The organism is Winogradskyella undariae, assembly GCF_013285155.1.
In the GTDB taxonomy this organism is placed as follows: domain Bacteria; phylum Bacteroidota; class Bacteroidia; order Flavobacteriales; family Flavobacteriaceae; genus Winogradskyella; species Winogradskyella undariae.
Genome location: NZ_JABTEL010000002.1, coordinates 206,325 through 230,008 on the forward strand (window position 1 = coordinate 206,325; position 23,684 = coordinate 230,008).

Genomic DNA, 23,684 nt, shown 5'->3' on the forward strand with positions numbered 1-23,684 from the left:
TAAAAATACGATTATTTACGACTTTAAGAAATTGAAGTTGTTAACACTTGTATAAAAAAAGCAGCCTTCATAATCATGTTATGAAGGCTGCTAGGAACTAGAACTTTAATCTTATTTTTCAGGATTATGGATCCCTGTGATATGACCTTGTGTTAAATATTTTTTTGCTACACTATGTAAATCTTCAACAGTTAAACCGTTTACTGCATCTTCAAATTTTAAAATATCTTCTGCATCTTTTTTAAGATAATCTGCATTTTTTAGCTGTGATAACCAAAATCGATTTGTTTTTAAATCTTCTTTATAATCTAAAATTTGAGCTTTTTTTACTTTTTCTAAATCTTTGTCTGTCGGACCTTCTTTAATAAGTAAATCGACTTCTTTTAATGTTGCAGCTATTAGCTTATCTACATTTTCAGGTCCACAAGGAAAACTAATAGTAAATCTATACCAAGGGTAAGGCATATTACTAATGCTTGCACCAGCACCAGCACCATAAACGCCACCTTCTTCTTCTCTTAATTTTTCAACCAATTTAATAGTGAGTACTTCGGCTAAACTTTTTAAGGCATGAGCTTCTTTTTCGTCATAATCTGTAGGACCATGATAAGTCATCCTAACAGAGCTTTTTGGATCTTCACCTTTTTCTATAATTTTTTGATGAGAACCTGTTAATGGTCTAAAATCCATTACATTATAAGTTTCTTTGCTGTTAGTGCTTGGTAAACTCGCTAAGTATGTTTCGCAAAGTTCTACTAGTTTTTCTTCGTTAATATTACCTACAAAGTAAAAGTGAAAATCTCCTGCATCAGCAAAGCGCTCTTGGTATTTTTTGTATGCTAAATCATAGTCTGCATTATCCATATCTTCTGCAGTTGGGAAGCCTGAGTATCTTGGACTTTTTCCATACATAAATTCAGACATTTTATCTTGAAAGTAGTATTGAGGATTAGATAAAAGGTTACCTAAAAATGCTTTTTGTTTTTCAGCAAAACTTTTAAATGCTTTTTCGTCTTTATTTAAAGCAGTAAAATATAAATGTGTTAATTGAAATAAAGTTTCTAAATCTTTTGGTGTTGTGCTTCCTGAAATTCCCTCGCTATAAGTCCCGATTGATGGTCTTACATAAGCAATTTTACCAGACATCATTTTACTTAATTCTACCTTATTAAATCCGTTAACACCAGCTTCTGTTAAACCTCCGTTAGCATTAGAAGTTGCTTTGTAATCTTCAACAGAATATAAAGATGTTCCTCCGTAGCTAAATGCATCAAACAAAATTTCATCATTTTTAAAATCTGTTTTCTTGTAAGTAACCGTTGCTCCGTTGCTAAGCGTTAAGGTTGTTGTACCAAGTGTTTCGTCTGTCTTATAGTCTTTAATACTTCCTTTTGTTGGCGCATTTGTAATTAATGAAGAAGCTACAGCTTTATCTTCGTAAGGTTTTAAATCCATAGATTTAACCGTATCTAACAACTCGGTAACTTGTGCTTCTTTAACTGGTTCTAAATCTTCTTTTTCAGGACCTGTAAGAATAACCACTCTGTTATCTTCTTTAATATAAGATTTAATAAGTGCATTAACTTCTTCTAAGGTTATGGTTGGTAATTGCGAGTTCATAAAATCGAATCTCCAATCCATACTTGGCATAGGGCTTTGTTCTAAGAAATTGTTGATATATCGACCTACAATTCGGTTAGATTCCATTTTGTCTCTATCTTTATAAGCACGTTCCATATTGGCAATTAAGTCTTTTTTAGCACGATTAAATTCGCCTTCAAAAAAACCATGTTGACGAACACGTTCATTTTCTACTAAAAGTGTTTTTAGAGCCTCTAATTGTCCGGTAGGACTTGTCATAGCAAAAGATTGAAATGCATTTTTTGTACGCGCATAAGTTCCGCCGTAATAAGAGTAACCATAAACAAAAGGTGGATTCTCTCCATTTCTAATTTCATCTAATCGGTTGTTTATCATTTGAGAAAATAAATTTTCTACCATAGATTTTCTATTGTCGGCATAAGTTAAATCGGGCTTAGAGTTAACCTTATCCTTAAACATTAATTGTACATTAGCAAAAGGCGCTTCTTTATCAGACTCGATTGCAATAAATGTTTCGCTATGATTAGGTAAATCGAATGAAGGTCTAGGTTTTGGATTTTTAGGATTTTTTATATGACTAAAATGAGATTTTATTTTCTCTTCAAGTGTAGCAACATCGATGTCACCAACAGCAATAACAGCCATTAAATCGGGTCTGTACCAATCTTTGTAAAAGCGTTTTAAACTTTCGTATTTAAATGTTTCTAGATTCTCTTTCGTTCCAATAGGAAGACGTTCTGCATACATAGAGCCATACATCATTTTAGGCAAGTATTCTTGCATCATACGCTCGTCAGCACCTTTTCCTAAACGGTATTCTTCTAAAACAACACCACGTTCATTATCAATTTCTTCGTCTGTTAATAAAGCATTATGTGCCCAGTCTTCAATAATTTGAAATCCTTTTTCTAATTTTTCAGGATCATCACTCGGAATAGGTAGAATGTAAACCGTTTCGTCAAAACTAGTATACGCATTAAGGTGTGCTCCAAATTTCACACCTATACTTTGAAGATAATCTACAAGTTCATTTTTTTCAAAATTTTTGGTTCCATTAAAACTCATGTGCTCCATAAAATGAGCAAGACCTAATTGATCTTCATCTTCTAAAATAGAACCGGCATTGATAACCAGTCTTAATTCTACTTTGTTTTCTGGTTTAGGATTGTTCTGAATGTAATAGGTAAGTCCGTTTTTTAAAACTCCAGTTTTTACGTTTGGATCTGTAGGAATAGGATCTGAAGGATTGTATTTTAATTGAGTTTTAGATTTTGTGGCTATAACTTGAGCATTTATAGGAAATGCAAGTGTAAGGCACATTGTAATTAATGTACTAATAAATAATTTTTTCATTGATTGATGAGTTTAATGAATTAATATTAAATAAGGATTTGCTCCTAATTTAGATATAAAATTATGATTACTAAAACAATAACAATATTTTAACTAAAAGGTTAGTTGATTTTGAAGGCTTTTTTATTTAAAAAAAGAGGAAAAATTTAATGTTATTATCACTTTTGCTTTCGATTTAGCCTGAGTGTTTCGGATACTTCTATTTCTAGATTTTCTTTCCTTATTATACTATGAAAGTTTTCTTTAATTTTTTAAATAGAAGGTAGGCTGTCTTCACCAACATTAATAATTGGTATCAGTTATATGATGATTTTACGCTGTTTTTTAATTTGAAAAACTTAATACTTTAAGTTTATAAAAAGATATAATTATTTTTTGAATTTAGCTTTACTGAATAATTAATCGATTAAAATCTCTAAAATCTGAATGGCAGCATCGCTAATTTTAGTTCCTGGTCCGAAAACGGCAACAGCACCTGCATCTATTAAATAAGGATAATCTTGTTTTGGGATAACGCCACCTACAATAACCATTATATCATCACGGCCATATTTTTTAAGTTCTTCGATAACTTGTGGTACCAAAGTTTTATGTCCGGCAGCTAATGAAGAGATGCCTAAAATATGTACATCATTTTCAATGGCTTGCTTTGCAGCTTCTTTAGGAGTTTGAAATAAAGGACCGATATCAACATCAAAACCAACGTCTGCATAACTAGTAGCGATGACTTTTGCACCTCTATCATGCCCATCTTGTCCCATTTTTGCAATCATAATTCGAGGTCTACGGCCATCTTGTTCTGCAAATTTATCGGCAAGTTCTTTCGCTTTTTGAAAGCTTTTATCGTCTTTAATTTCTTTACTATACACGCCTGAAAATGATTTTATTTGTGCTTTATAGCGTCCAAATTCAACTTCTAAAGCATCGCTTATTTCTCCTAATGTTGCTCTTTTACGAGCTGCATCTATGGCTAAAGCTAATAAATTTTCATCACTTGTCTTAGCTGCTTCTGTTAATTTTAATAATGCTTCTTTGACTTCTGTCTGATTCCGAGTCGCTTTTATAGTGTTTAAGCGTTCTATTTGTTGTAATCGTACAGATTGGTTATCTACTTCTAAGGTAGAAATAGGATCTTCTTGCTCTAAACGGTATTTATTAACACCAACAATAATATCTTGTGTAGAATCTATACGAGCTTGTTTACGAGCAGCAGCTTCTTCAATTCGTAACTTAGGTATGCCAGCTTCAATGGCTTTGGTCATGCCTCCTAATTCTTCAACTTCTTGGATTAAACTCCAAGCTTTTTCTGTAATATCAGCGGTTAATTTTTCAACATAGTAACTACCTGCCCATGGATCTACCGTTTTTGTAATCTGTGTTTCTTCTTGTAAATAAATTTGTGTGTTTCTCGCAATACGCGCAGAGAAATCTGTAGGTAAAGCAATGGCTTCGTCTAGCGCATTGGTGTGTAAACTTTGTGTCCCACCAAAAGCTGCTGCAGAAGCTTCAATACAGGTTCTTGCTACATTATTAAAAGGATCTTGCTCGGTTAAACTCCAACCCGAGGTTTGGCAATGTGTTCTTAACGCTAATGATTTTTGGTTTTTAGGATTGAAGGGCTTTACTAATTTTGCCCATAGCATTCTTGCCGCTCTCATTTTAGCAATTTCCATAAAATGATTCATGCCAATAGCCCAAAAGAAAGATAGGCGAGGAGCAAAAGTATCAATGTCCATACCTGCCGCTAATCCTTTTCTAATATATTCTAATCCATCAGCTAGAGTATAGGCTAATTCTATATCACAGGTGGCACCAGCTTCTTGCATGTGATAACCTGAAATACTAATACTGTTGAATTTAGGCATTTTTTTACTCGTATATTCAAAAATATCAGAGATGATTTTCATTGAAGGTGTAGGTGGATAGATGTAAGTATTTCTCACCATAAATTCCTTTAAAATATCATTTTGAATTGTTCCTGCTAAGTCTTTAGCTTGTACACCTTGTTCTTCTGCAGCTACAATATAAAATGCCATAATTGGTAATACGGCTCCATTCATGGTCATTGAAACTGACATTTTATCGAGAGGAATCTGGTCGAAGAGTATTTTCATATCTTCAACAGAATCGATGGCAACACCAGCTTTACCAACATCTCCAACTACGCGTTCGTGATCAGAATCATAGCCTCTATGCGTTGCTAAATCGAATGCTACAGATAAGCCTTTTTGTCCTGCTGCGAGATTACGTCTGTAAAATGCATTACTCTCTTTAGCGGTTGAAAATCCTGCATATTGTCTAATAGTCCAAGGTCTTCTTACATACATTGTAGAGTAGGGGCCGCGAAGGTTTGGTGCTGTTCCAGCAACAAAATTGAGGTGTTCTAATCCTTTTATGTCTTCTTTAGAATACGTTGATTTGATGGCAATACCTTCAGCTGTAGAAAAGTTTTTTTCTTTGACCTTAGTCAAGGATTTTACTTCTGGTTTTAAAGCTATATGTTGAAGATTTTTTCTTGACATTAAGTTAAAGGTTAGAGATGAAAAAGAACTATAAAGTTGATTTCTATTTAGTGTTCTTCGTTATTTAGTCTTTTAATTTCTGTATTCTCAGATAATCTTTTTTGAATTACCGGAACAATTAAAGTTTTACGCTTTTCGATTTTTAAAAACGGACTTTTTTCAATTTCATTTTTCATTTTATCAGCAGAATTAGGATGTTTATTTGTTCCTAATAAAACTAATTTTTCAGTATCAAAATCAACTTGTTCTTTTGCGGCACTTTCTTTAATTTTTCTCTGAATAGTACCTTCTTTAAGTTGACTTAAAAAACCAGCATTAGCTTCAATATCTTTAAAAAGATCAAGTGCTTTTTCTGCCAATTGTTTTGTAATACTTTCTATATAATATGATCCATCTGCCGGGTTATTTACCTTATCAAAATAACTTTCATTTTTTAATATTAAAAGTTGATTTCTGGCAATACGTTCTCCAAATTCATTCGAATTATGAAAAAGAGTATCGTAAGGAGCATTACAAATTACATCTGCTCCTCCAAGAATAGCACTCATACATTCTGTAGTTGTACGCAACATATTAATATTGTAATCGTAAATAGTTTTGTTACGATTACTTGGTGTTGCTATGATTCTGCATGAATCATTAACACCGTATTCTGATGCTAAAGTGGACCATAATTGACGAAGTGCTCTGATTTTTGCCATCTCAAAGAAATAGTTTGTTCCTACGGCAATATTAAATGTTACTTGTAGGGATTGCTTGGCTTCGCTAGATCGTTTATTATCTAAATAATTTAAATATTCATTGGCATGAGCTAAAGAATATGCTAATTGCTGAACTATGGTAGCTCCTGCATTTTGGTATAAAGCAGAATCAATACTTAGTTGATTTGATGTTTTTACAATTTTTTCAAACTCACTATGATCAGCGTTAAGGTTTTTATACCAATTTCCTGTTTTAGCAAGTTGACCAATAATATCTGTTTGTATGTTTATAGAAGAAGCTTGAGGTGCTTTTTTTATAAAATCTACAGATAGAAAATCACATTTTAAATCAACGCTTGTAGTATCTAAATCAATATTTTGAAATAATTCTTTAAGTGATATCGATTCTGATTCTATATTAAAAATAATATTTTCAGCTCCACGTTTAATGGCATCTAAAGCTTTTAAATTACTGATTTTAGAATCTGTAACATTTATAGCCTGACTGATTTTAAAATTAGTAGCTCTACTTTTAGAAACTTCGGGTAAGGTTTTAAATTCATCAGCATGGTAAAACGGTTTTACATTGATATTCTCATTGGTTTTCCAAATAAGTGTTTCGTTGTAATCTGCTCCTTTAAGATCAAATTGAATCTTTTGTTTCCACGCTTTTGAAGATACGGCTTCAAAATCCTTAAATAATGATTTACTCATCTCGTTTTTGTTTCGCGATACTGTCTTCATACTCTATAATAAAAATGTCTTCATTAGACTTTTTCATGTAATAGGTTTCTCTCGCTGTACGCTCAATACCCTCGTCTGTGCTCAGTTCTTTAATGGCTTTGTTATCTTTAGCCATCTCGTTTCTGTAATGTTCTTTTTGATACTCTAATTCTTCAATATCATTATTTAATTCATGATGAAATAACCATGAATGTGCATCAAAAAAGAACATCCAAACCAAAAACACGGCAAGAACAATAACATAAATGTTCTTAAATGGTTTTAGATATTTTTTATTGAATTTTGGCATTATAAACGTTCGTTAATTATGGTTTTAACGATATCTACAGCTACCGTGTTGTATTTGTTATTTGGAATAATAATATCAGCGTATTCTTTCATTGGTTCAATAAATTGCTGATGCATTGGTTTCAATGTGGATTGGTAACGTTGAAGTACTTCGTTGATGTCTCTTCCACGTTCTGTAATATCACGCCTAAGTCTTCTAATTAAACGTTCGTCTGAATCAGCATGAACATATATTTTAATATCAAATAGATCTCGGATCTCTGAATGCGATAAAATTAAAATCCCTTCTACAATCATTACTTTTCTAGGTTTAGTAACAATGACATCTCCTGTTCGGTTATGTTTTACAAAAGAATAAACGGGTTGATTAATAGATTTTCCTAGTTTTAAATCTTCAAGATGTTCTCTAAGTAAATCAAAATCTATAGATCTTGGATGATCAAAATTGATTTTAACACGTTCTTCAAAACTTAAATGTGTGGTGTCTTTATAGTAAGAATCTTGTGAAATCACACCGACTTCACCTTCTGGTAGTTCATTTAAAATTGTGTTGACAACTGTTGTTTTTCCACAGCCTGTACCACCTGCAATCCCTATTATAAGCATATTTAATTCAGATTAGTTTATGCTGCAAATTTATATTTTTTAAGTTGTATTGTGTTTATAATTCTGAAACTTTCTCAGGAGTTACAAAGTTGTCAATATTATTTCCCCAATTGTTATTGATATAATTAATAGCATCTGCGACTTCTTTATTTGAAAGACCAAGAGGTGACATTACACTATTATAATCAATACCATTAACTGTAATCTTGCCTGTAAGTCCGTGTTTAATAGCTTTAATACTTTCTGTTTGATTTTCTTGTAAGAAGTCAGAATCTGCTAAAGGAGGGAATATTTTAGATACACCTTTTCCATCAGTTAGGTGACATGTAATGCATAACTTATTATAGATTATTTTACCGCGTTCTATACTTTCTTTTAGTAATGGTAAATCTTGTTTTGTAACACTATTATTTTGAGCTGTGCTTTTAGATTTTTTCTCATTTGAATTGCATGCTATTAATACGAATAGAGAAATACTTATAATAATTATTTTTTTCATTCTTTTATTAATTTAGTGAACCCATATAAATATAGTTATTTGGTTTCTTAAAAATACCTTATTGATCTTTCTTATTCTGTTTTTCTATTAAGTTGTAACGCAAATAGAAGGGTATATTATTAAATTTTAGATCTTTTTTAAGTTGTGGTTTTTTTTAAGTAAAATTTAAAAGTAAAAAATATTGCTATTATGTAAATAAAAGATGTATATTTGCAGTCCGAAATTGAGAATACAAATTCGGGGTGTAGCGTAGCCCGGTTATCGCGCCACGTTTGGGACGTGGAGGCCGCAGGTTCGAATCCTGCCACCCCGACTACTTTATCCCAAATAAAAAAACTCTGTAAGTCTAATGATTTACAGAGTTTTTTGTTTTTAATTATGTTTTTAAGTTATTGATTATTAGCAAGTAAAGTGTTTTTAGTCAATACGTTTTTATAAAAAAAATGCTTTCCAAAGTAGTAAGGAAAGCATTTGTATAAATTATCTTCTAGTTTTTAATAAGTCTATGTTGACTTACTTTTCCTTTTGATGCAATTCTAACTAAGTAAATACCACTTTTAAGTTCTGATATTTCTATAGCATTATTAGAGTTAACTTCTTTTGAAATCACTAATTTACCAAGAATGTCATAAATACTTACTTCAACTTTTTCAGTAGAATTGATGTGTAATTTATTTGAAGCAGGATTAGGATAGATAGAGACTACTGAATATTCTTCATCATCGATACTTAAAGATTGCTGATTAATAACACCGATACCATCTAAATCAAATCCACTAGAATAAAATGGCGTTGAAAAAGGGTCATTAATGGCATTACCAAAACTATCATATCTAGCATAAGCAGGATCTATGCTTCCCACAACATCAATAATTTTTACGTGTGTAATATTATTTTTGTTTAATAAAGCATCATCTTCAATATCAGATAAGTCAAAAGGTGTTCCGAAAAGACCTCTATATTTTCCTGCAAGATTATTGATATATGTAGGATCAACATTTCCAAATCCACCAACTTGTGTTTCTGTTTGTGTTTCGCTATGAGATGGAAATCTAAAATAATTAACACCATCAGAACTCACTTCAACAAAAGCTAATTCTAGAAATGTATCACTAAAACTGTTTTCAAAAACAGCAAAATCAAAACCATCTTCATTAGCTATTGGTGTTTCAAAGGTTAGTACAGCTTCGCCAGCATCACCTAAGCTTACTACATTATTAGTTGCTATACCTAAAGCATCTTCTGCAACTCCATAAGTTGCATAATTACTACCTTCATGTTCTTGCGAAGGATTAGAGATGTTTACATATCCACGTTGTAGTTCTATGCCGGTTGCCCAGGCTACAAAAACATCGCTGTCTGCAGCAATTGCTGTAGATCCTGCTTGACCCGCAGCAGGTGCGTAATTTTGTGCTTGTAAAACAAAGCTAGAACATAGGAAGAGAAAGATTACTTTGATCATTTTACGATTAATTTTAAAGTTGTAGAATTTCCTTTTACTTCCACATTAACTAAATACATACCAGCTTCGATACCGTCTAAAGCTATTGGCTGCGTGTTTGTGTATTTTACAGCTTTTACTAATTTACCAGAGACATCATACATTTTGATATTCGCATTTTCAGTAAGGTTTAATTCAAAACTTCCTGATGCTGGGTTAGGATATAAAGTTGTCGTTTCAAAAGCAAAATCATTTACACTTAAAGTACTTTCGCTTTTATAAACACCATTAGGTAATGGTCCTACAGTATATTCTGTAAGTAAACTTCCACTTTCATCATATACAAACACTTTTCCTGAGCTTACATAATCTACTGCATCTAATAAATAGAGTTTGTCGTCTATCTTATCGAATCCATAAGGTAATTGTGCATTATTAGATGAATTAAAAGCAACTGTTGGAAGTGCTGTATCTGTTAAAGCCATTTTATAAATGTCTCCATTGAGAACATAGTATAAATCAGTTTCGCCTAATGCTAAAAAACTTGGATGTTCTGTAGTTTGAAAATCAATTGTAACATGGTTGTCATAATCAGATAAATCTATTTTATGAATGCTACCAAGAGTTTCATCACCTGTCCATGATGGTTTTCCGCTAGATAGAACATAAAGATAATTGTCTTCAACTTTTATTGTAGATGGTACATCGCCTACGGTAATTGATTCTACTGTATTAGTAGCTATATCAATTACAGAAATAGTATTACCAAATCCGTAGCCACCTTGATGAGCAACAAATAGTTTTCCGTTTTTTTGTATAATTTCTTCCGGACCTTCTACAACAGATATTGTTGAGGTAACGGTGTTTGTAGCTAAATCGATTACAGCAACATAATCATCTGTAGTGTCAAAACCATCTCCCCAATTTGTTACATAACCATTTCCGTTATAGAAAGTAATGTTTCTAGGGTTGCTTATTTGATCTGTTATACTGGTTACAAATGCAAAAGTAGTACTGTTAATGATTTTTATTTCATTACTACCATTAAGTACCACGTAAGCATAATCGTCATTAAAGCCCATACCTTGTCCTGTATTTCCTAAAGTCATACTAGGGTTTTGAGTCGTGAAAATATCATTATCTAATGTTCCACTTTCATTTATGTGAGAAAGAGAAGCTGTATCGGTACCATATAATCCTTCATTTAAGATAAATACACCACCAGAGTAGTCTTGTGCATAACTACTTGCAGAAAGTAGAATTGCTGTTAAAATGTAAAATGCTTTTTTGTAATTGTTTTTCATAATTTAATAGTTTTTAATTCGTTATAGATTGTTAAAATAAAATGCATTTGGAATGATTTGAACAGAAAATTGATTTTGTAAATCACCATTTAGATTGTAAATAAATGCTTCGCCATTAGAAGTGTAATCTTTAGCGTCAGCAATATAAATAGCACCTTGATATACCTTAAAAGCATAAAGAATCTCTACACCATCTGCTACTGGTGAAAAATCGAAATTTTCTGGTAGTTGAAAAGCATTATTATCTATAGAGTAAACCTCATTATTTAAGGTGTAATACAAAATTCCATTTTCAAACTCTAAATAGCTAGGGTGTTGTTCTGCTGAAAAATTAAGTACTATGGTTTCGTTAGTGTTAGATAGGCTGATCTTAAAAAGTTTTGCAAGGGTTTCATCTCCTGTCCATGATGCTTTACCAGAGCACATCACATAAAGAAAACCGTTGTCAATAACTATTCCGTCGGGTACATCTGCTACAGTAATAGTATTCAAAACACTTTGTGATGCTACATCAATAACACTTATAGTGTTGCCATAGCCATAACCTCCTTTGTGAGTTACGTAAAGTTTACCGTTATCTAGTAGTATTTTTTCAGGACCTTCCGCTACCGGAATTGTAGCTTCTATAAGATTTGTATCTAAATTTAAAACGGCAACATAATCGTCATTAACGTCATTTGGATCTCCCCAATTGGTTATATAACCTTTATTGTCACTAAATTCAATATATCTAGGATTTACAATCATATCGCTCACCGTTGCTATAAATTCAAAAGTATAACGGTTAACAACTTCTATAGTAGCCGAATTATTTACTATGAGATATGCATTTTCACCATAAAACCCCATGCTTTGCGCTGTATCACCAAGACCCATTCCGTTTACTTCAGAATAAATAGAATTATAAACTTCACCTGTGTTTTCAAAAAATGAAACAGAAGCATTAGAGTAACCGTATCCACCTTCATTCAAAATAAAAATTCCATCAGTGTAATCTCCAGATGGTGGTTGTACGGAAATAGGATCGTCTCTATCATCACTAGTACATGATGTCATAGTGATTAAAACTAACATTAGCAGACTTGCGAGTTTGTAAAAATATTTTTTCATTTGTTTAAAATTTTAGATGTAAATAGAAATTGAAATTCCGACCAGGCATTGGGCGGTTGAGAACGCTTTCGTAAGATTCGTTCCAGAAGTTTAATATTTGCGCTCCTATTTTATAGTCACGATTTTTTCCTAATGTGTATTCTGCTCCTAAATTAGCAACCATATAGCTGTCTAAAATATGTTCGGTAGCATGATCTGTGGTGGTAAAAACCTCATCGTTATTAAGGTATTGATAATAGGCCGAAATTCTTTTATAATTATACCCAAAAGAAGTCGTGAATTTGTAAAACGGAACATAGATGAGCTGTTTTCCTGTTTCTTTATTTTCTGAAACAGTATAAGCAAAGGTTGCAGAACCCGTGAATTTGTGATTTCCAAATGATTTCTGAGCTGTAACGACAGATTCTAGTCCGTAAATCTGAACTTTATTAGTGTTCTCTGGTCTAAAAATACCAGAGCTGTCAGGCACCCAACGTAATAAGTTTTCTACGTAATTATAATAACCTGTTAAGGAAATAGAAAGGTTTTTAAAATTGAAATTATTGCTAATTTCACCTTGATAAGATTCTTCTGGTTTTAAGTCCGGATTCCCAACACCTTGCCAATACAAATCGTTATAAGTCGGGATTCGGAAGTTTTTAGACGTATTAACTTTTAGTTGATAAAAATCAGTAAGCTTTGTACTAAAACCTGCAGAATATAAAAGTGGATTTCCATATTGTTCATTCGTTTCTTGACGTAATCCTAATTCATAAAGAAACGTTTCTGAAAGTACATGTTTAAAACTGATTAAGGCAGCCGATAAGTTGCGTGTTTCTGAAGCAATATTAGAACCTTTACCATCATTGTGTGTGTAATTAATTCCTGCGGTAAGCAATATCTTATTAGAAAGAGCAAAGTCTAGGCCGTATTTAGAAATAAAACTCGTCACTTTTCCGTAGGTGTAAAAATCATTGTCTATGTTACCGAAATAACGGTATTCTTCTGTTGTGGTTGCTATCTTTAGATTGGACTTAAACTTACTGAAATGACTTTCCCATTCTACAAGAGAGCGTGTGTTAAAGTCAGTATATTTTGTTTTTAATGCGTTTGGTGTTGGTACTGAAAAATTTCGCCTACCATCATAAACATTCGCAAAAACTTTTAGGGTGTTATTTAAATTTAATTTAGAAGTTGCCGCTAAACTAATGTTAGTATTATGATACTGACCATTAATATTGATGCGGTCAGTTTCTGGGTAGGGATAATCATTATCAGAAGCATTTCTTGCAATGCCTAAAAGCACACTAAATTTTTCTGATGAATAATTAGTTTGGTAATCTATGCCATAGGTGTTAAACTCTCCGTAGTTAGCAAAAAGTTCATTATGAAATCCTTTATTAAAACCGAGTTCATTTACCAGATTTATAGAGCCGCCAATAGCGCCACTTCCATCGGCAACACTAGAACCGCCAGGTTTTATTTCTATTTTATTATAACCACGTGTATTTATGGTATTAAAATCGGTTTGTCCGGTGGTTTGTGAGTTAATGTTAATACCATTCCAAAGTACAGAGGTTTGTGATGCTGTTGTACCACGAAAAGAGGGTGAAGAAACCATACCTAAACCATTCTCCTTAAAATAAACCGTGCTATTAAAGTTTAGAAAATTAGTTAGAGAAGCTTGATTTTGTTTTAAGACACTATCTTTTACAATAGTTACATTTCTTGTATAGGTAGAATCTTTAAGTCGGTAGGCAATAAGGCGTACCTCTCTCAAAGCCGTGATGGAATCGGTTTGCGAATGAAGCATAGACGAAAAACCTATGCAAAATAATATGGTGCATACAAAATATCTCATAAACCCGATGCTTTTTACCCGAAAGCTGCTGTGTTAATTGTTGGTAATATTGGCAGGTCTCCTGACTCGTGTCCGACTAATGTTCCTTCCCATTCTAAAGAACAGTGGATATTTGAAGATTTTCATTAGTGGCATCCCAAATGGGACAAAACTTACAGTTGCGGGAACAGTTCAGGATTATTTAGTTAACAACTATTTTACCTGATTCCCTTTTAATTATATCTATAAAATTATAGACATAAACCAATAGAGTGTAAAGATAAATAATTGTATTTGAATTAAGATCAAAACAATCTCTTAATTAGTGAAAAAAATCAGTTGATTTAAAGATGAATTAGATTCATTTTTCTTAAGCTCTAATCTATGTTTTAATAAACAAGACGCTATCGATTATTTATATATTGAGGTAGTTGAGGTTTTAGAATTTAATTAGAAAGGTTAATAACCGATTTTTGAACTTTATTTCTCAAATAATTAAACCTTAAAAGTGCTAAAACATACCCAACTAACAATAATGCAAGAAGGTGAATAATTTCATTATTATACAACTGACTATCCAGACCCATAATCGTTTGTTTTTTTAGGAATTCAAAATAAGGTCTCAGTGGTATAAGATTAGCGATACTTTGTAAAAAGAGAGGCATTTCTTTAAAAGACCAAGTAATTCCGGTAATTAAAAATACGGGATAAGAGGTAAATGCCATAATTTCCATAGCACTCGTTTGAGATTTAAAGAAGGAGGATATAAACCAAGTATAAAATATGGTGGCTATAAAAAATAAAAAGGTTACTGTAAATAACGCAAATAAGCTACCGTTTAATGGTAAGTTTAAAGCCGGATAAGCAACTAGAAAAGTTAGTGTCATATAGGCGAAATAGAGTATCATGTAGAAACCTGTTTTTCCTAAAAAATAATTAAAAAAACTAAATTTGCTGTCTTCAAAATTAATAAGAATTTGATTGTTTTTACAGTCAGAAGCTATACTTTCAGATAAGCTAATTAATAAAGTTTGGTGTAGAATAAGTATCAATAATGCAGGTAATAAAAAATTACCGTAATTATTAGTCGGATTGTAAACTGCATGAATTTGAGCTGTAACAGGCTTTGCTTTGTTTTTGGCCGTTGAAGGGTTTATTCCTTTCGATTCAAAAAACTGTTGGCGTGAGTCAGAAGCATATTCCATAGCGACTAAATTAACAGCTTTATTAATGTCGTTAGAGGATAGAAACTTAGAATTATTAAGAATTAAACCAATTGGTGCACTTTCTTTATTAATTAATTTTTTTTCAAATCCATTAGGGATTTCAACTATGGCTTGAACATCAAAATTATAGAATCCTTTTTCAGCTTCACCATGATTTGTATACGTATCAGTAATATTTATTTTTTGAGTCGCATTAAGTTTTGTTAAGAACGCTTTACTGCTTTTAGAGTGATCTAAATCTACAATACCAACATTTACTTTTTCTTCATCTTTATTCATGTAGGTAGTTCCCATTAAAGCAAAATAGAGTAGAGGTGCTGCTAATAATGCTAATAGAATACTATGATCGGTTTGTATGAGTGTTGCTTCTCTTTTTAGCAATCTCCATATGATTTTCAGATTCATATTGCACTTGTTTTTGGTTGTAGAAAAATGATTTTTCTATTAATTATTAACCCTGTAATAATTATTAAAATACCAACGACGAGGAATATTGTAAGTTTTCTTAATTCAGGGACAATAGAATAGAAGGGCGTATCTAGTTGGTAAATTTTAAGAAAGGCAGTTAAAAAATGGGTGTAAGGTATCGCTTGTGCGTACATGCTATTAAACCAAGGCATAGCCCAAATTGGAAATGTAAATCCACTAAACACAAATGCAGGTGAATTGTAAAAAATGGCCATGTCTAAAGCAATAACTTCAGATTTAAAAATTAAAGAAATTCCGAAACCAAGACATATATTAACCGTAAGGAATAGTAATAATAAGAGTAATAAATAGCCTATGTTACCATAAATAGGAATACCGAAAACAGGAAATACAATAGCAAATATTAATCCACATAAACTTAAGCTATAAATCATATAAGCTAAGTATTTTCCGAAAAGTATAGCTAATATATTGCCGTTAGCAGTACGATGCAAATCTTCATAAGTTCCTTTTTTCCATTCATTATTAAAAGCTCTTGTGGCAGCAAAAAAGATGATCATTTGCAATAAAACGGTCGCTAAACCAGGTAATAAATAATAGACATAATTATACTGTGGGTTGGCTAAAACTTTGGTGTTAACTTTAATTGGTAAAACGGTTCCTAATATTTTATCTGGATTAATTCCTAAAGGTGCAATGCTTTTAACCACAACTCCTGCGCTTACTAATTGTGTAATTTGCTCAGCTGATTTATACAGAAGATTTCCGAAAACAATATTGGTAGAGTTGGTATATATTTTTAATTGAACAGGAATACTTTTAAGGACATCTTTATGAAAATCTTTAGGGATATAAAATATACCTTGAACTTCATTTTTAACAAAAACATCTTCAATAGCATCGTTTGAAGACATATAATAACTCACTTTTAGATTTGGTGAAGCTTCTAAATATCGAATATAAGTTCTACTAAGTTCACTATTATCATTATCATAGACAGCTACCGAAACCTCTCTTAATGCGCCTTTATAATATATTGAGCCTAGCACAAAGAAAACTATTACGGGAACTATTATAAATAAATTCCGAGTCGATTTTAGGCGTGCTAACCTGAGCATTTCTCGTTTGAAAATATGATAAAAAGGCAAATTCATGCTTTTTGGGACTTATTTTATTATTTGAATAGACATTCCAGGACGTAATTCTGAAATACGTTCTTGTGGTTTAAGGTGAATTTCGAAAGATTTCAATTCATATTCTCCTTTTGCTTTTATAGGAACCCACGTTGCAAAATCTGCCATTGGCGAGATATAAGTAACTTTAAATTCTAAGGTGTCATTGCTTAATCCTGGGATTTTAGCTTTGTAGATTGTTCCCATTTTAAAGTCTGCCAAATGATCTTCTCTAACATTAAAAATAGCATAGATATCTTCAGGTTTTTGAATGGTTAAAATAGGATAACCAGCAGCCATAACTTCACCTTCTTCAGCAATTTGATTGCTAATAACACCTGCGGTAGGGGCAACAATTTCTAGTTCATCATAAAAAGCTTCCATTTCACTATAGGCACCTTGAGCGCTTTCGTAGCTTCCATAAGCGGCTTTAATATCCTCTTTTCTTGTACCGCTTTTTCCCATGTTCCACATAGATTCAGCAGCGTTCATTTGTTCTTTTGCAGCATCATATTTAAATTGAATTTCGTCCATTTCTTGTTTAGAAATAATACTGTCATCATAGAGTGCTTGGTATCTTTTATATGTTTTTTCGGCAAAATCAAATTGACTTTTCGCCATTAAATATTGGTTTTTAAGAGCATTGACTTCCTCTTTACGTGCACCAGATTCTGCTTTTTCAATTAAAGATCGTGCCGCTTTAACCATCCCTTCAGCTTGTCCTTTTTTAGCATCTAAAACATCGGTTTCTAAAGTAGCTAATACTTGCCCTTTTTTTACGGTACTTCCCTTTTCTATTAAAATAGTATTGATTCGGCCTGCTATTTCAGAAGCAACGTTTACTTCTGTAGTCTCAAGCATACCAACGTATACGTCTTCTTTAGGTGTGGTAGCGCCTATTAAAAAATAGACAATAGAGAAGATGATTATTAATATAGGAATTGATAATACGATGTACGATTTTTTCATGGTAAATATTGGTTACTTAAAATTGGGATTATTTTTTCGGGTTCGCCTATGGCAGTGTATAAATTAGCGATGGCCTTATAATAACCATCAAGAGCAACGAGTTGTTCTATTTTAGATTTTTCGTAAAGTAAAGAAGCATCAATGACATCAATAGATTTTCCTATACCTTCTTCAAAACGTCTTCTGTTTATTCTAAAGTTTTCTTCTGCTAAATCTACGGTTGTTAATTGGCTATTGTATAATTTTTGCTGATTAAGTGTATTCCTATAATTACTTTCAACAAGAAGTTTAATTTGTTGGGTAGCGTATTGCTTTGCGTTTTTTACTTCCTCTTGAAGATGTTTACTCGCCTTTAATTTATTAATATCCTTAAACCCATTAAAAATGTTGATTTGCGCTTGTACACCAACAATGAATTTTGAAGGAATAATGGGTAAATCTTCACGAAACATATTATAAGTACCAAAAGCAGCGATGTTAGGCATGAATTTGGATTTCTCTAATGCATGAGATTGTTTAGCCATCACTTCTTTTTGATTGATGAGTTCTAAAGCAGGTTGATTGGTATTTGCAGTTTCTAAAAGCTTACTGAAATCAAAATATAGATTTTGATAACCAATACTATCTATTGTTTTTAAGACTGTAGAATCGGGTAAATTCATTGTTGTACGCAATGCCATTTCTGCTAATTCAAGTTTGTTCTTATCATTGTTAAGATCCTTTTCAGCATTGGCCACAGCAACTTTTGCTCTTAATAAAACATGTTTGGCAAGGATTTCTAATTCAATAGCGCGTTCGGTTTGCTCTTGGTGTTTTAGCATGCCTTCATATGCTTGTTGGCGTGTTTTTATCACTTGTTTTAAAAGGACTACGGTAAGATAGCGGTCTATCAGTTCGTTAGCTATTTCGTTTTTAACTTGTTTAAGTTCTATTTCAGAAGATACTAATTCTGCTTTAGCATAACGCTTAGCTGCAATAATTTTTCCACCTGTAAAAATCGGTTGTGTTGCAGTAATAGCTGCAGTTTGAATGTTCTGATTATCGACAACTAAATTGTATGAAGGCAGTTGAGATAAAGAACTAACAATTGTACTATAAGCAGATTCTGCAGGTAATGCTATACCAAGCGCTTCTCCATAAGTACTAATAAAAGCTGTTCCGTATTTACCTGCCAAGTCATCTATAGAATTTTTAACCTGAGAGGTGTTGATTTCCATATTCTCGCTGAGGTACGTGTAACCACCTATAAGATTTACGGAAGGTAAAAAGTTTCCTTTAGCAGCTTTATCTTCAAATATTTTTTGCTGAACACGTTCTTCATAACGTTTTATTTTCTCATTGTTGTTGTAACTTATTTCTAAGGCCTCAGAGATACTTGTTACTTTTTCTTGTCCGTAAGTGTAATAGGAACAGAGCAAAGTAATAAGGCTAATACGCAGAATTTGAGTTGTTTTTTTAGAAAACATATATGTCTTATTGATACAAAATTGAATAATGAATTTTTTGTAAAATTACGTTGTAGTATCAACAATAAATATGACCTAGGTCAGTGTTTGAGGTGATTTGATTATGATGACTAACTTATAAATAAAAAAGTGCCAATATTTTATTACTGGCACTTTAAGTAAACATAAAAAGGACTAATTCAAATTATATTTGTACTAGGGGTAGTTTTGTTATTCAATAATCTTAATATCAATAGAGGTTCTACTTTGCCAACCAGTTACATCTGTTACGGAATAAGCACAATGGTAATCTCCGGTGTCAATATCATTAGGAATAGTTATGCTGATATTAATTTCATAAGTTGTTAATTCACCTTCAATATTAAAATTCTGCATATATATGAAAGGATTTACAGCTACTTTTATAGGTTCTAAATCGCATGTTTCACCTTGGTCATCATGCGTGTGATGGTCAAAATTATGGTGAAGATCTAAACTGTAAGAAGCTAACGCTCTGTTGTCTGTTACTTGTGCTTTAAAAGTGTAAGTTTCCCCTTTTACAAGTTGTTCGCATGCCTGTGGAAAACCTTCTGTGTAGTTAATCGTAATTGTTGGTTTTTCTTCATCTATATTAATGCTATCATCACTAGAACACGATGTAATTAGTAACATTATAGAAAATACGAAGTAAAAATAAGTTGATGTTAATTTCATTTTATAGAGTATAAAACCGCATAGCATATTTAGTATACTATGCGGTATAATAATGTATTAAGATGCTGTAATATCTATGTGTGTTTCGTAAGATTTTGTGTTTCCATCTTCATCCTCAACAGTAAAAGTAACATGATATTCTCCTGCAGGTGCAGTTGCTGGTACATCAATATGCTCATGGAATTCAACGTCTGTTAGGTCATGGTAACCTTCTGAAAATACAATTTCTTCATCCCATTCTATTTCACCATCACCAACAGGAAGATCATGAGCGTGAATATCTACCGTTATATTATGGATGCCGTTTAAAGCACTTATCATAAATTCAGCATGAAAATCAGCGCCTTTAGCAGCTGTAGTATCTACAGAGTAATCACTTAATGTAATGTGATTTAAAATTTCTAAATGACCTTCAATTTCAGTGCTATTCCCTAACTCATCTATTACAGTTAATTCAATATGATATTCACCAGCTGGTATATCTGTTGGTACATCTACATGTTCGTGGAAGGTTGGGTTTATTACTAGGTAACTAGCATCTGTGTATTCTTGGAAAAAATCCCACTCAACTTCACCATCTGCAAGCGTTAAATCGTGTGCATGGATAGAAAGCGTAATGCTGCTAACTACAGCTTCAGCATTAATTTCTGCTTCTAAATGAATGTCAGAGCCTTTAAAAGCAACTTGGTCTGTTGAGTGTACGCTGCCTTCACCGTATTCAAAACCAGTTATTTCTGGTGCATTTAAGCTAGATGATCCGTTGTCATCATCACTGCTACATGAGTTTAAAAGGATTCCGAAAAAAGCGATGATTGCTAAAAATTTAAAATTTGATTTCATAATGTTTGTTTTAATTTTTGTTTTCATGGTTGTTAATTGATTATTTTAAAAGGTTTGTGTTAATGCAATTGAAATATTTCTACCTGCTTCGGGCACATCGATTAAGCGGTAAAAGCTGGTATGGTCATAATATTTAGTATCGAAAACATTATTGAGCTTAAACTTTACATCTAATGGACGTTTTGTTTTAAAGAGCTCAATTTGTGTTAAAAGCGACATGTTTAAGACTTGATAACCATCCGTTTTTTCTTCTGGCGGAACAATTTCATTTTGTTTTGCTGTAATTCTATAATCTGCTATAAGTTGCGGTTGTTTAAAAAAAAGAAAATCTTTAAATTGGTAATTAGCAGAAAATAATCCTGATAATGGTGGTGAAAACGGAATGGTAAAGCCTTCTTTAGGACCACTAGTTTGTCTTGAGTAGACATATTCTGCAGAAGCATTTAATTGAAGATTGTTGATTATGTTGGTGCTTGCTCTTAATTCTCCTCCAGCTCTAAATACTTTGTTTTGAGTATACTCATAAATTTGTAATGTCTCGTAATAGTTAGACGTTGGATTTAAATAAATAAAGTTTTCGAAAAAATTAACAAAAGGACTAATACCAAAGCTGTAGTTTTTTGTGGTATGATCTATGTCAATATCTAATTGATAAGATTCCTCAGGATCTAAATCTAGATTTCCTTTTTCATAACGGTACATGTGGTAATTAACACCATCAGAAGCCAATTCATTAGCTAATGGCATTCTAAAACTTTTGCCAATATTTATTTTGAAAGTTGTGTTTTTAACAAGGTAACTTAAGCCTAAAGAAGCACTGATGTTTCCAAAATTCAGAATTTTATCTTGTGCTCTTTGTAAATACACATACGATGTAGAACCGTTGGCATTGTTGATGGTTGACGGATACCAATCAAAATAAGATTTGCTATTTATTTGTCCATAATCATAACGTACACCTGCTAAAAGGTGTAAATCTGAATTGATTTCGAATTGATCAAAAGCAAAAGCACCAGCAGTAAAACGGTTATATTCAGGGATTAAAAATCCCCATCCACCAATCGTATTATTTTGATATTCTAGGTTTATACCAGCAACAATATCGTGTTGTTCATTAGGTTTAAAAGCGTCTTTAATATTTAGCGAAAATGTGTTTTTATTAAAACTTCGCTCTTTGCTATTAGAAGGTGTTGGCATAAAACCATGCGGTACAGGTTCTGAATGTTCTTCTCTAATATTATTTTGAAAGCCTAAATCAGCATGAATAGTGTGTTTGTCTAAAGCTAATGAGGTGTTATTTGTAATTTTAAAATGGTTAACTTTATGATAGGGAAGGTCAATATCTCTGTTAGAGCTATCATAGTCTATACTGGATGTTCTAACTTCTAAACCATGTGCATTGGCAAAAAAACCGTTTTTAGCGTTAACATTACTAATCGTCGTTTCTGAGGTGAATTTATCAGTGACATAACCGAGACTTAAACTAGCGTTAGCTTCTCGTCCAGCTGTATTACGTAAATTATTATCGTGTAACTCAAAGATATAATTCTCGTAATTTATTTTATCTGTGGGTACTTTGTAGTCGCCATAATCTCTGTATGTAATACGTCCACGATAAAACCATTTTTCTTTTCTTGCTTGGATTCCTGCTGAAATTCCTAATAAATCATTATTACTTTCACCTAATACATTTACTTCACCACTAAAAGAATTAACAAGGGGTACTTTATTGGGTTGAATATCTACAACACCAGCAATAGCATCTGATCCGTAAACTAAAGAAGCAGGCCCTTTTACAATCTGTATATTTTCAATTCCATATTGATCAATTTCTAACCCATGATCATTTCCCCATTGTTGAGCTTCGTATTTTATACCATTTTGTACAACAACAACTCTGTTAAAACCTAAACCTCTAATGACAGGTTTAGATTGTCCGGATCCAATTTTAATAGTACTGACACCTGGAATTTTACTAAGCGTTTGCATCAGGCTATTCTCTCTGTTGTTAGAAAGAAATTCTTTAGTTACTAGCTGTGAAACTACAGGTGATTCATTACGTTCTCTTTTTTTTGTTTTTCCATTAATTTCAATTTTATCAAGCGCAGTGGTAGATTCTTCTAAGAAAATTTTATGTGTTTCTTGATCGTTTCCTACGTTAACAGTTATAGTCTTAGAAGTAAAACCTAAATGCGATATGGTAAAAGTATAGTCGTCTTCAGAAATATTCTTTAAAGTAAAAAATCCTGTAGATGATGATGTAGAAAATGAACCTTTACCAATAATATTGGCACCTTCAATAGGTTGTAAGGTTTTTGCGTTTGCTACAATTCCTTTTATTTGAAAAGAATCTTGCGCAAACCCTATGAGGCTTAGGCTAAAGCATAGCCATAAACTCAGTGTTCTGTAAAACATAATGAAATACTATAAAATTTAATTAACTGTTCTTAAGATTGAACTTTAACAAAGCCTATATTTATTCGTATTAAATAGTTGCATCAATTACAATAATTTATAAAATCAACGTTGTTGAAATCTATAATGTAGCTTGAAGCGTTAAGTAGTTAAACGAAACTTATTTTAATAAAAAAGTATAGGATAATTTATAGTGAATAGGGTGGAGGCCGACCAAATAATTGGTTAGAAGCAATGGTATTAGAAGTTACAAAAGAGAAATGCTTTATTGTACTTCTATTAATGATTAGCTCGGTATTTTCAATTGAAAATTCTTGAGGTTCTAGTATAAAAGCAGGCGTTAAATTATGAATTGTTGCATTATCACAAACAACACAATGTGTAGCATCATCTTTATCATCTTCATGCGTTAATGCATGAAGTCCTACCAACTTAATGGATAGAAAAAGAATAATAAAGAAATATGTGATGCTGTTTTTCATTTA

18 protein-coding genes, 1 tRNA gene and 1 riboswitch are annotated in these 23,684 nt (G+C 32.1%); of the genes, 1 reads left to right on the top strand and 18 read right to left on the bottom strand.

The window, feature by feature from the left end; all coding sequences use genetic code 11:
• Window positions 1-111 precede the first annotated feature (111 nt).
• The 6 genes from HSX10_RS03210 to HSX10_RS03235 form a co-directional block, all read right to left on the bottom strand.
• Window positions 112-2,955 (bottom strand): M16 family metallopeptidase, encoded by a 2,844-nt coding sequence (locus HSX10_RS03210; RefSeq protein WP_173586766.1) that lies wholly within the window; start codon window positions 2,953-2,955, stop codon window positions 112-114.
• A gap of 398 nt (window positions 2,956-3,353) precedes the next feature.
• Window positions 3,354-5,477 carry a methylmalonyl-CoA mutase gene (gene scpA / locus HSX10_RS03215; protein WP_173586767.1) on the bottom strand — a complete coding sequence of 708 codons (2,124 nt, stop codon included), beginning with the start codon at window positions 5,475-5,477 and terminating at the stop codon, window positions 3,354-3,356.
• A gap of 47 nt (window positions 5,478-5,524) precedes the next feature.
• Complete coding sequence (locus HSX10_RS03220; RefSeq protein WP_173586768.1) at window positions 5,525-6,892, bottom strand: methylmalonyl-CoA mutase subunit beta; 1,368 nt, start codon at window positions 6,890-6,892, stop codon at window positions 5,525-5,527.
• Entirely contained in the window at window positions 6,885-7,211 is a 327-nt protein-coding gene (locus HSX10_RS03225; protein ID WP_173586769.1) for an FtsB family cell division protein, read from the bottom strand. Before HSX10_RS03225 ends, HSX10_RS03220 begins: the two co-directional genes overlap by 8 nt.
• The gene (gene udk, locus HSX10_RS03230) at window positions 7,211-7,816 is read right to left on the bottom strand and encodes a uridine kinase (protein WP_173586770.1); all 606 of its coding nucleotides are present in this window, start codon (window positions 7,814-7,816) and stop codon (window positions 7,211-7,213) included. The genes HSX10_RS03225 and udk overlap by 1 nt, the downstream gene beginning before the upstream one ends.
• 55 nt (window positions 7,817-7,871) lie before the next feature.
• Window positions 7,872-8,315, bottom strand: a complete 444-nt coding sequence (locus HSX10_RS03235) for a c-type cytochrome (protein WP_173586771.1) — start codon at window positions 8,313-8,315, stop codon at window positions 7,872-7,874.
• Between the two features lie 238 nt (window positions 8,316-8,553).
• Between HSX10_RS03235 and HSX10_RS03240 the strand changes: the two genes are divergently transcribed.
• Window positions 8,554-8,628 (top strand) — tRNA-Pro (locus HSX10_RS03240).
• Window positions 8,629-8,802: 174 nt separating this feature from the next.
• Here the strand turns inward: HSX10_RS03240 and HSX10_RS03245 are convergent.
• The 12 genes from HSX10_RS03245 to HSX10_RS03300 form a co-directional block, all read right to left on the bottom strand.
• Window positions 8,803-9,777, bottom strand: coding sequence for a T9SS type A sorting domain-containing protein (locus HSX10_RS03245; RefSeq protein ID WP_173586772.1), 975 nt, complete (start codon window positions 9,775-9,777; stop codon window positions 8,803-8,805).
• On the bottom strand, window positions 9,774-11,060 hold the full coding sequence (locus HSX10_RS03250; protein WP_173586773.1) for a YncE family protein: 1,287 nt from the start codon (window positions 11,058-11,060) through the stop codon (window positions 9,774-9,776). Before HSX10_RS03250 ends, HSX10_RS03245 begins: the two co-directional genes overlap by 4 nt.
• 21 nt (window positions 11,061-11,081) lie before the next feature.
• The gene (locus tag HSX10_RS03255; RefSeq protein ID WP_173586774.1) at window positions 11,082-12,170 is read right to left on the bottom strand and encodes a YncE family protein; all 1,089 of its coding nucleotides are present in this window, start codon (window positions 12,168-12,170) and stop codon (window positions 11,082-11,084) included.
• 4 nt (window positions 12,171-12,174) lie between these two features.
• Window positions 12,175-14,010 (bottom strand): TonB-dependent receptor plug domain-containing protein, encoded by a 1,836-nt coding sequence (locus tag HSX10_RS03260; RefSeq protein WP_254453189.1) that lies wholly within the window; start codon window positions 14,008-14,010, stop codon window positions 12,175-12,177.
• 34 nt (window positions 14,011-14,044) lie between these two features.
• Window positions 14,045-14,273: riboswitch (cobalamin riboswitch) on the bottom strand.
• Between the two features lie 162 nt (window positions 14,274-14,435).
• Window positions 14,436-15,620, bottom strand: coding sequence for an ABC transporter permease (locus tag HSX10_RS03265; protein WP_173586775.1), 1,185 nt, complete (start codon window positions 15,618-15,620; stop codon window positions 14,436-14,438).
• The gene (locus tag HSX10_RS03270; protein WP_367651250.1) at window positions 15,617-16,798 is read right to left on the bottom strand and encodes an ABC transporter permease; all 1,182 of its coding nucleotides are present in this window, start codon (window positions 16,796-16,798) and stop codon (window positions 15,617-15,619) included. The genes HSX10_RS03265 and HSX10_RS03270 overlap by 4 nt, the downstream gene beginning before the upstream one ends.
• A gap of 12 nt (window positions 16,799-16,810) precedes the next feature.
• The gene (locus tag HSX10_RS03275) at window positions 16,811-17,785 is read right to left on the bottom strand and encodes an HlyD family secretion protein (protein WP_173586777.1); all 975 of its coding nucleotides are present in this window, start codon (window positions 17,783-17,785) and stop codon (window positions 16,811-16,813) included.
• Window positions 17,782-19,251: a TolC family protein gene (locus HSX10_RS03280; RefSeq protein WP_173586778.1), complete on the bottom strand. Its 1,470-nt coding sequence runs from the start codon at window positions 19,249-19,251 to the stop codon at window positions 17,782-17,784. Before HSX10_RS03280 ends, HSX10_RS03275 begins: the two co-directional genes overlap by 4 nt.
• A 210-nt stretch (window positions 19,252-19,461) precedes the next feature.
• Window positions 19,462-19,944, bottom strand: coding sequence for a DUF4625 domain-containing protein (locus tag HSX10_RS03285; RefSeq protein WP_173586779.1), 483 nt, complete (start codon window positions 19,942-19,944; stop codon window positions 19,462-19,464).
• Window positions 19,945-20,001: 57 nt separating this feature from the next.
• Window positions 20,002-20,784 (bottom strand): DUF4625 domain-containing protein, encoded by a 783-nt coding sequence (locus HSX10_RS03290; protein WP_173586780.1) that lies wholly within the window; start codon window positions 20,782-20,784, stop codon window positions 20,002-20,004.
• Window positions 20,785-20,829: 45 nt separating this feature from the next.
• Window positions 20,830-23,199 carry a TonB-dependent receptor gene (locus HSX10_RS03295; protein ID WP_173586781.1) on the bottom strand — a complete coding sequence of 790 codons (2,370 nt, stop codon included), beginning with the start codon at window positions 23,197-23,199 and terminating at the stop codon, window positions 20,830-20,832.
• A gap of 188 nt (window positions 23,200-23,387) precedes the next feature.
• Window positions 23,388-23,681 carry a hypothetical protein gene (locus HSX10_RS03300; RefSeq protein ID WP_173586782.1) on the bottom strand — a complete coding sequence of 98 codons (294 nt, stop codon included), beginning with the start codon at window positions 23,679-23,681 and terminating at the stop codon, window positions 23,388-23,390.
• Between the last annotated feature and the right edge of the window lie 3 nt (window positions 23,682-23,684).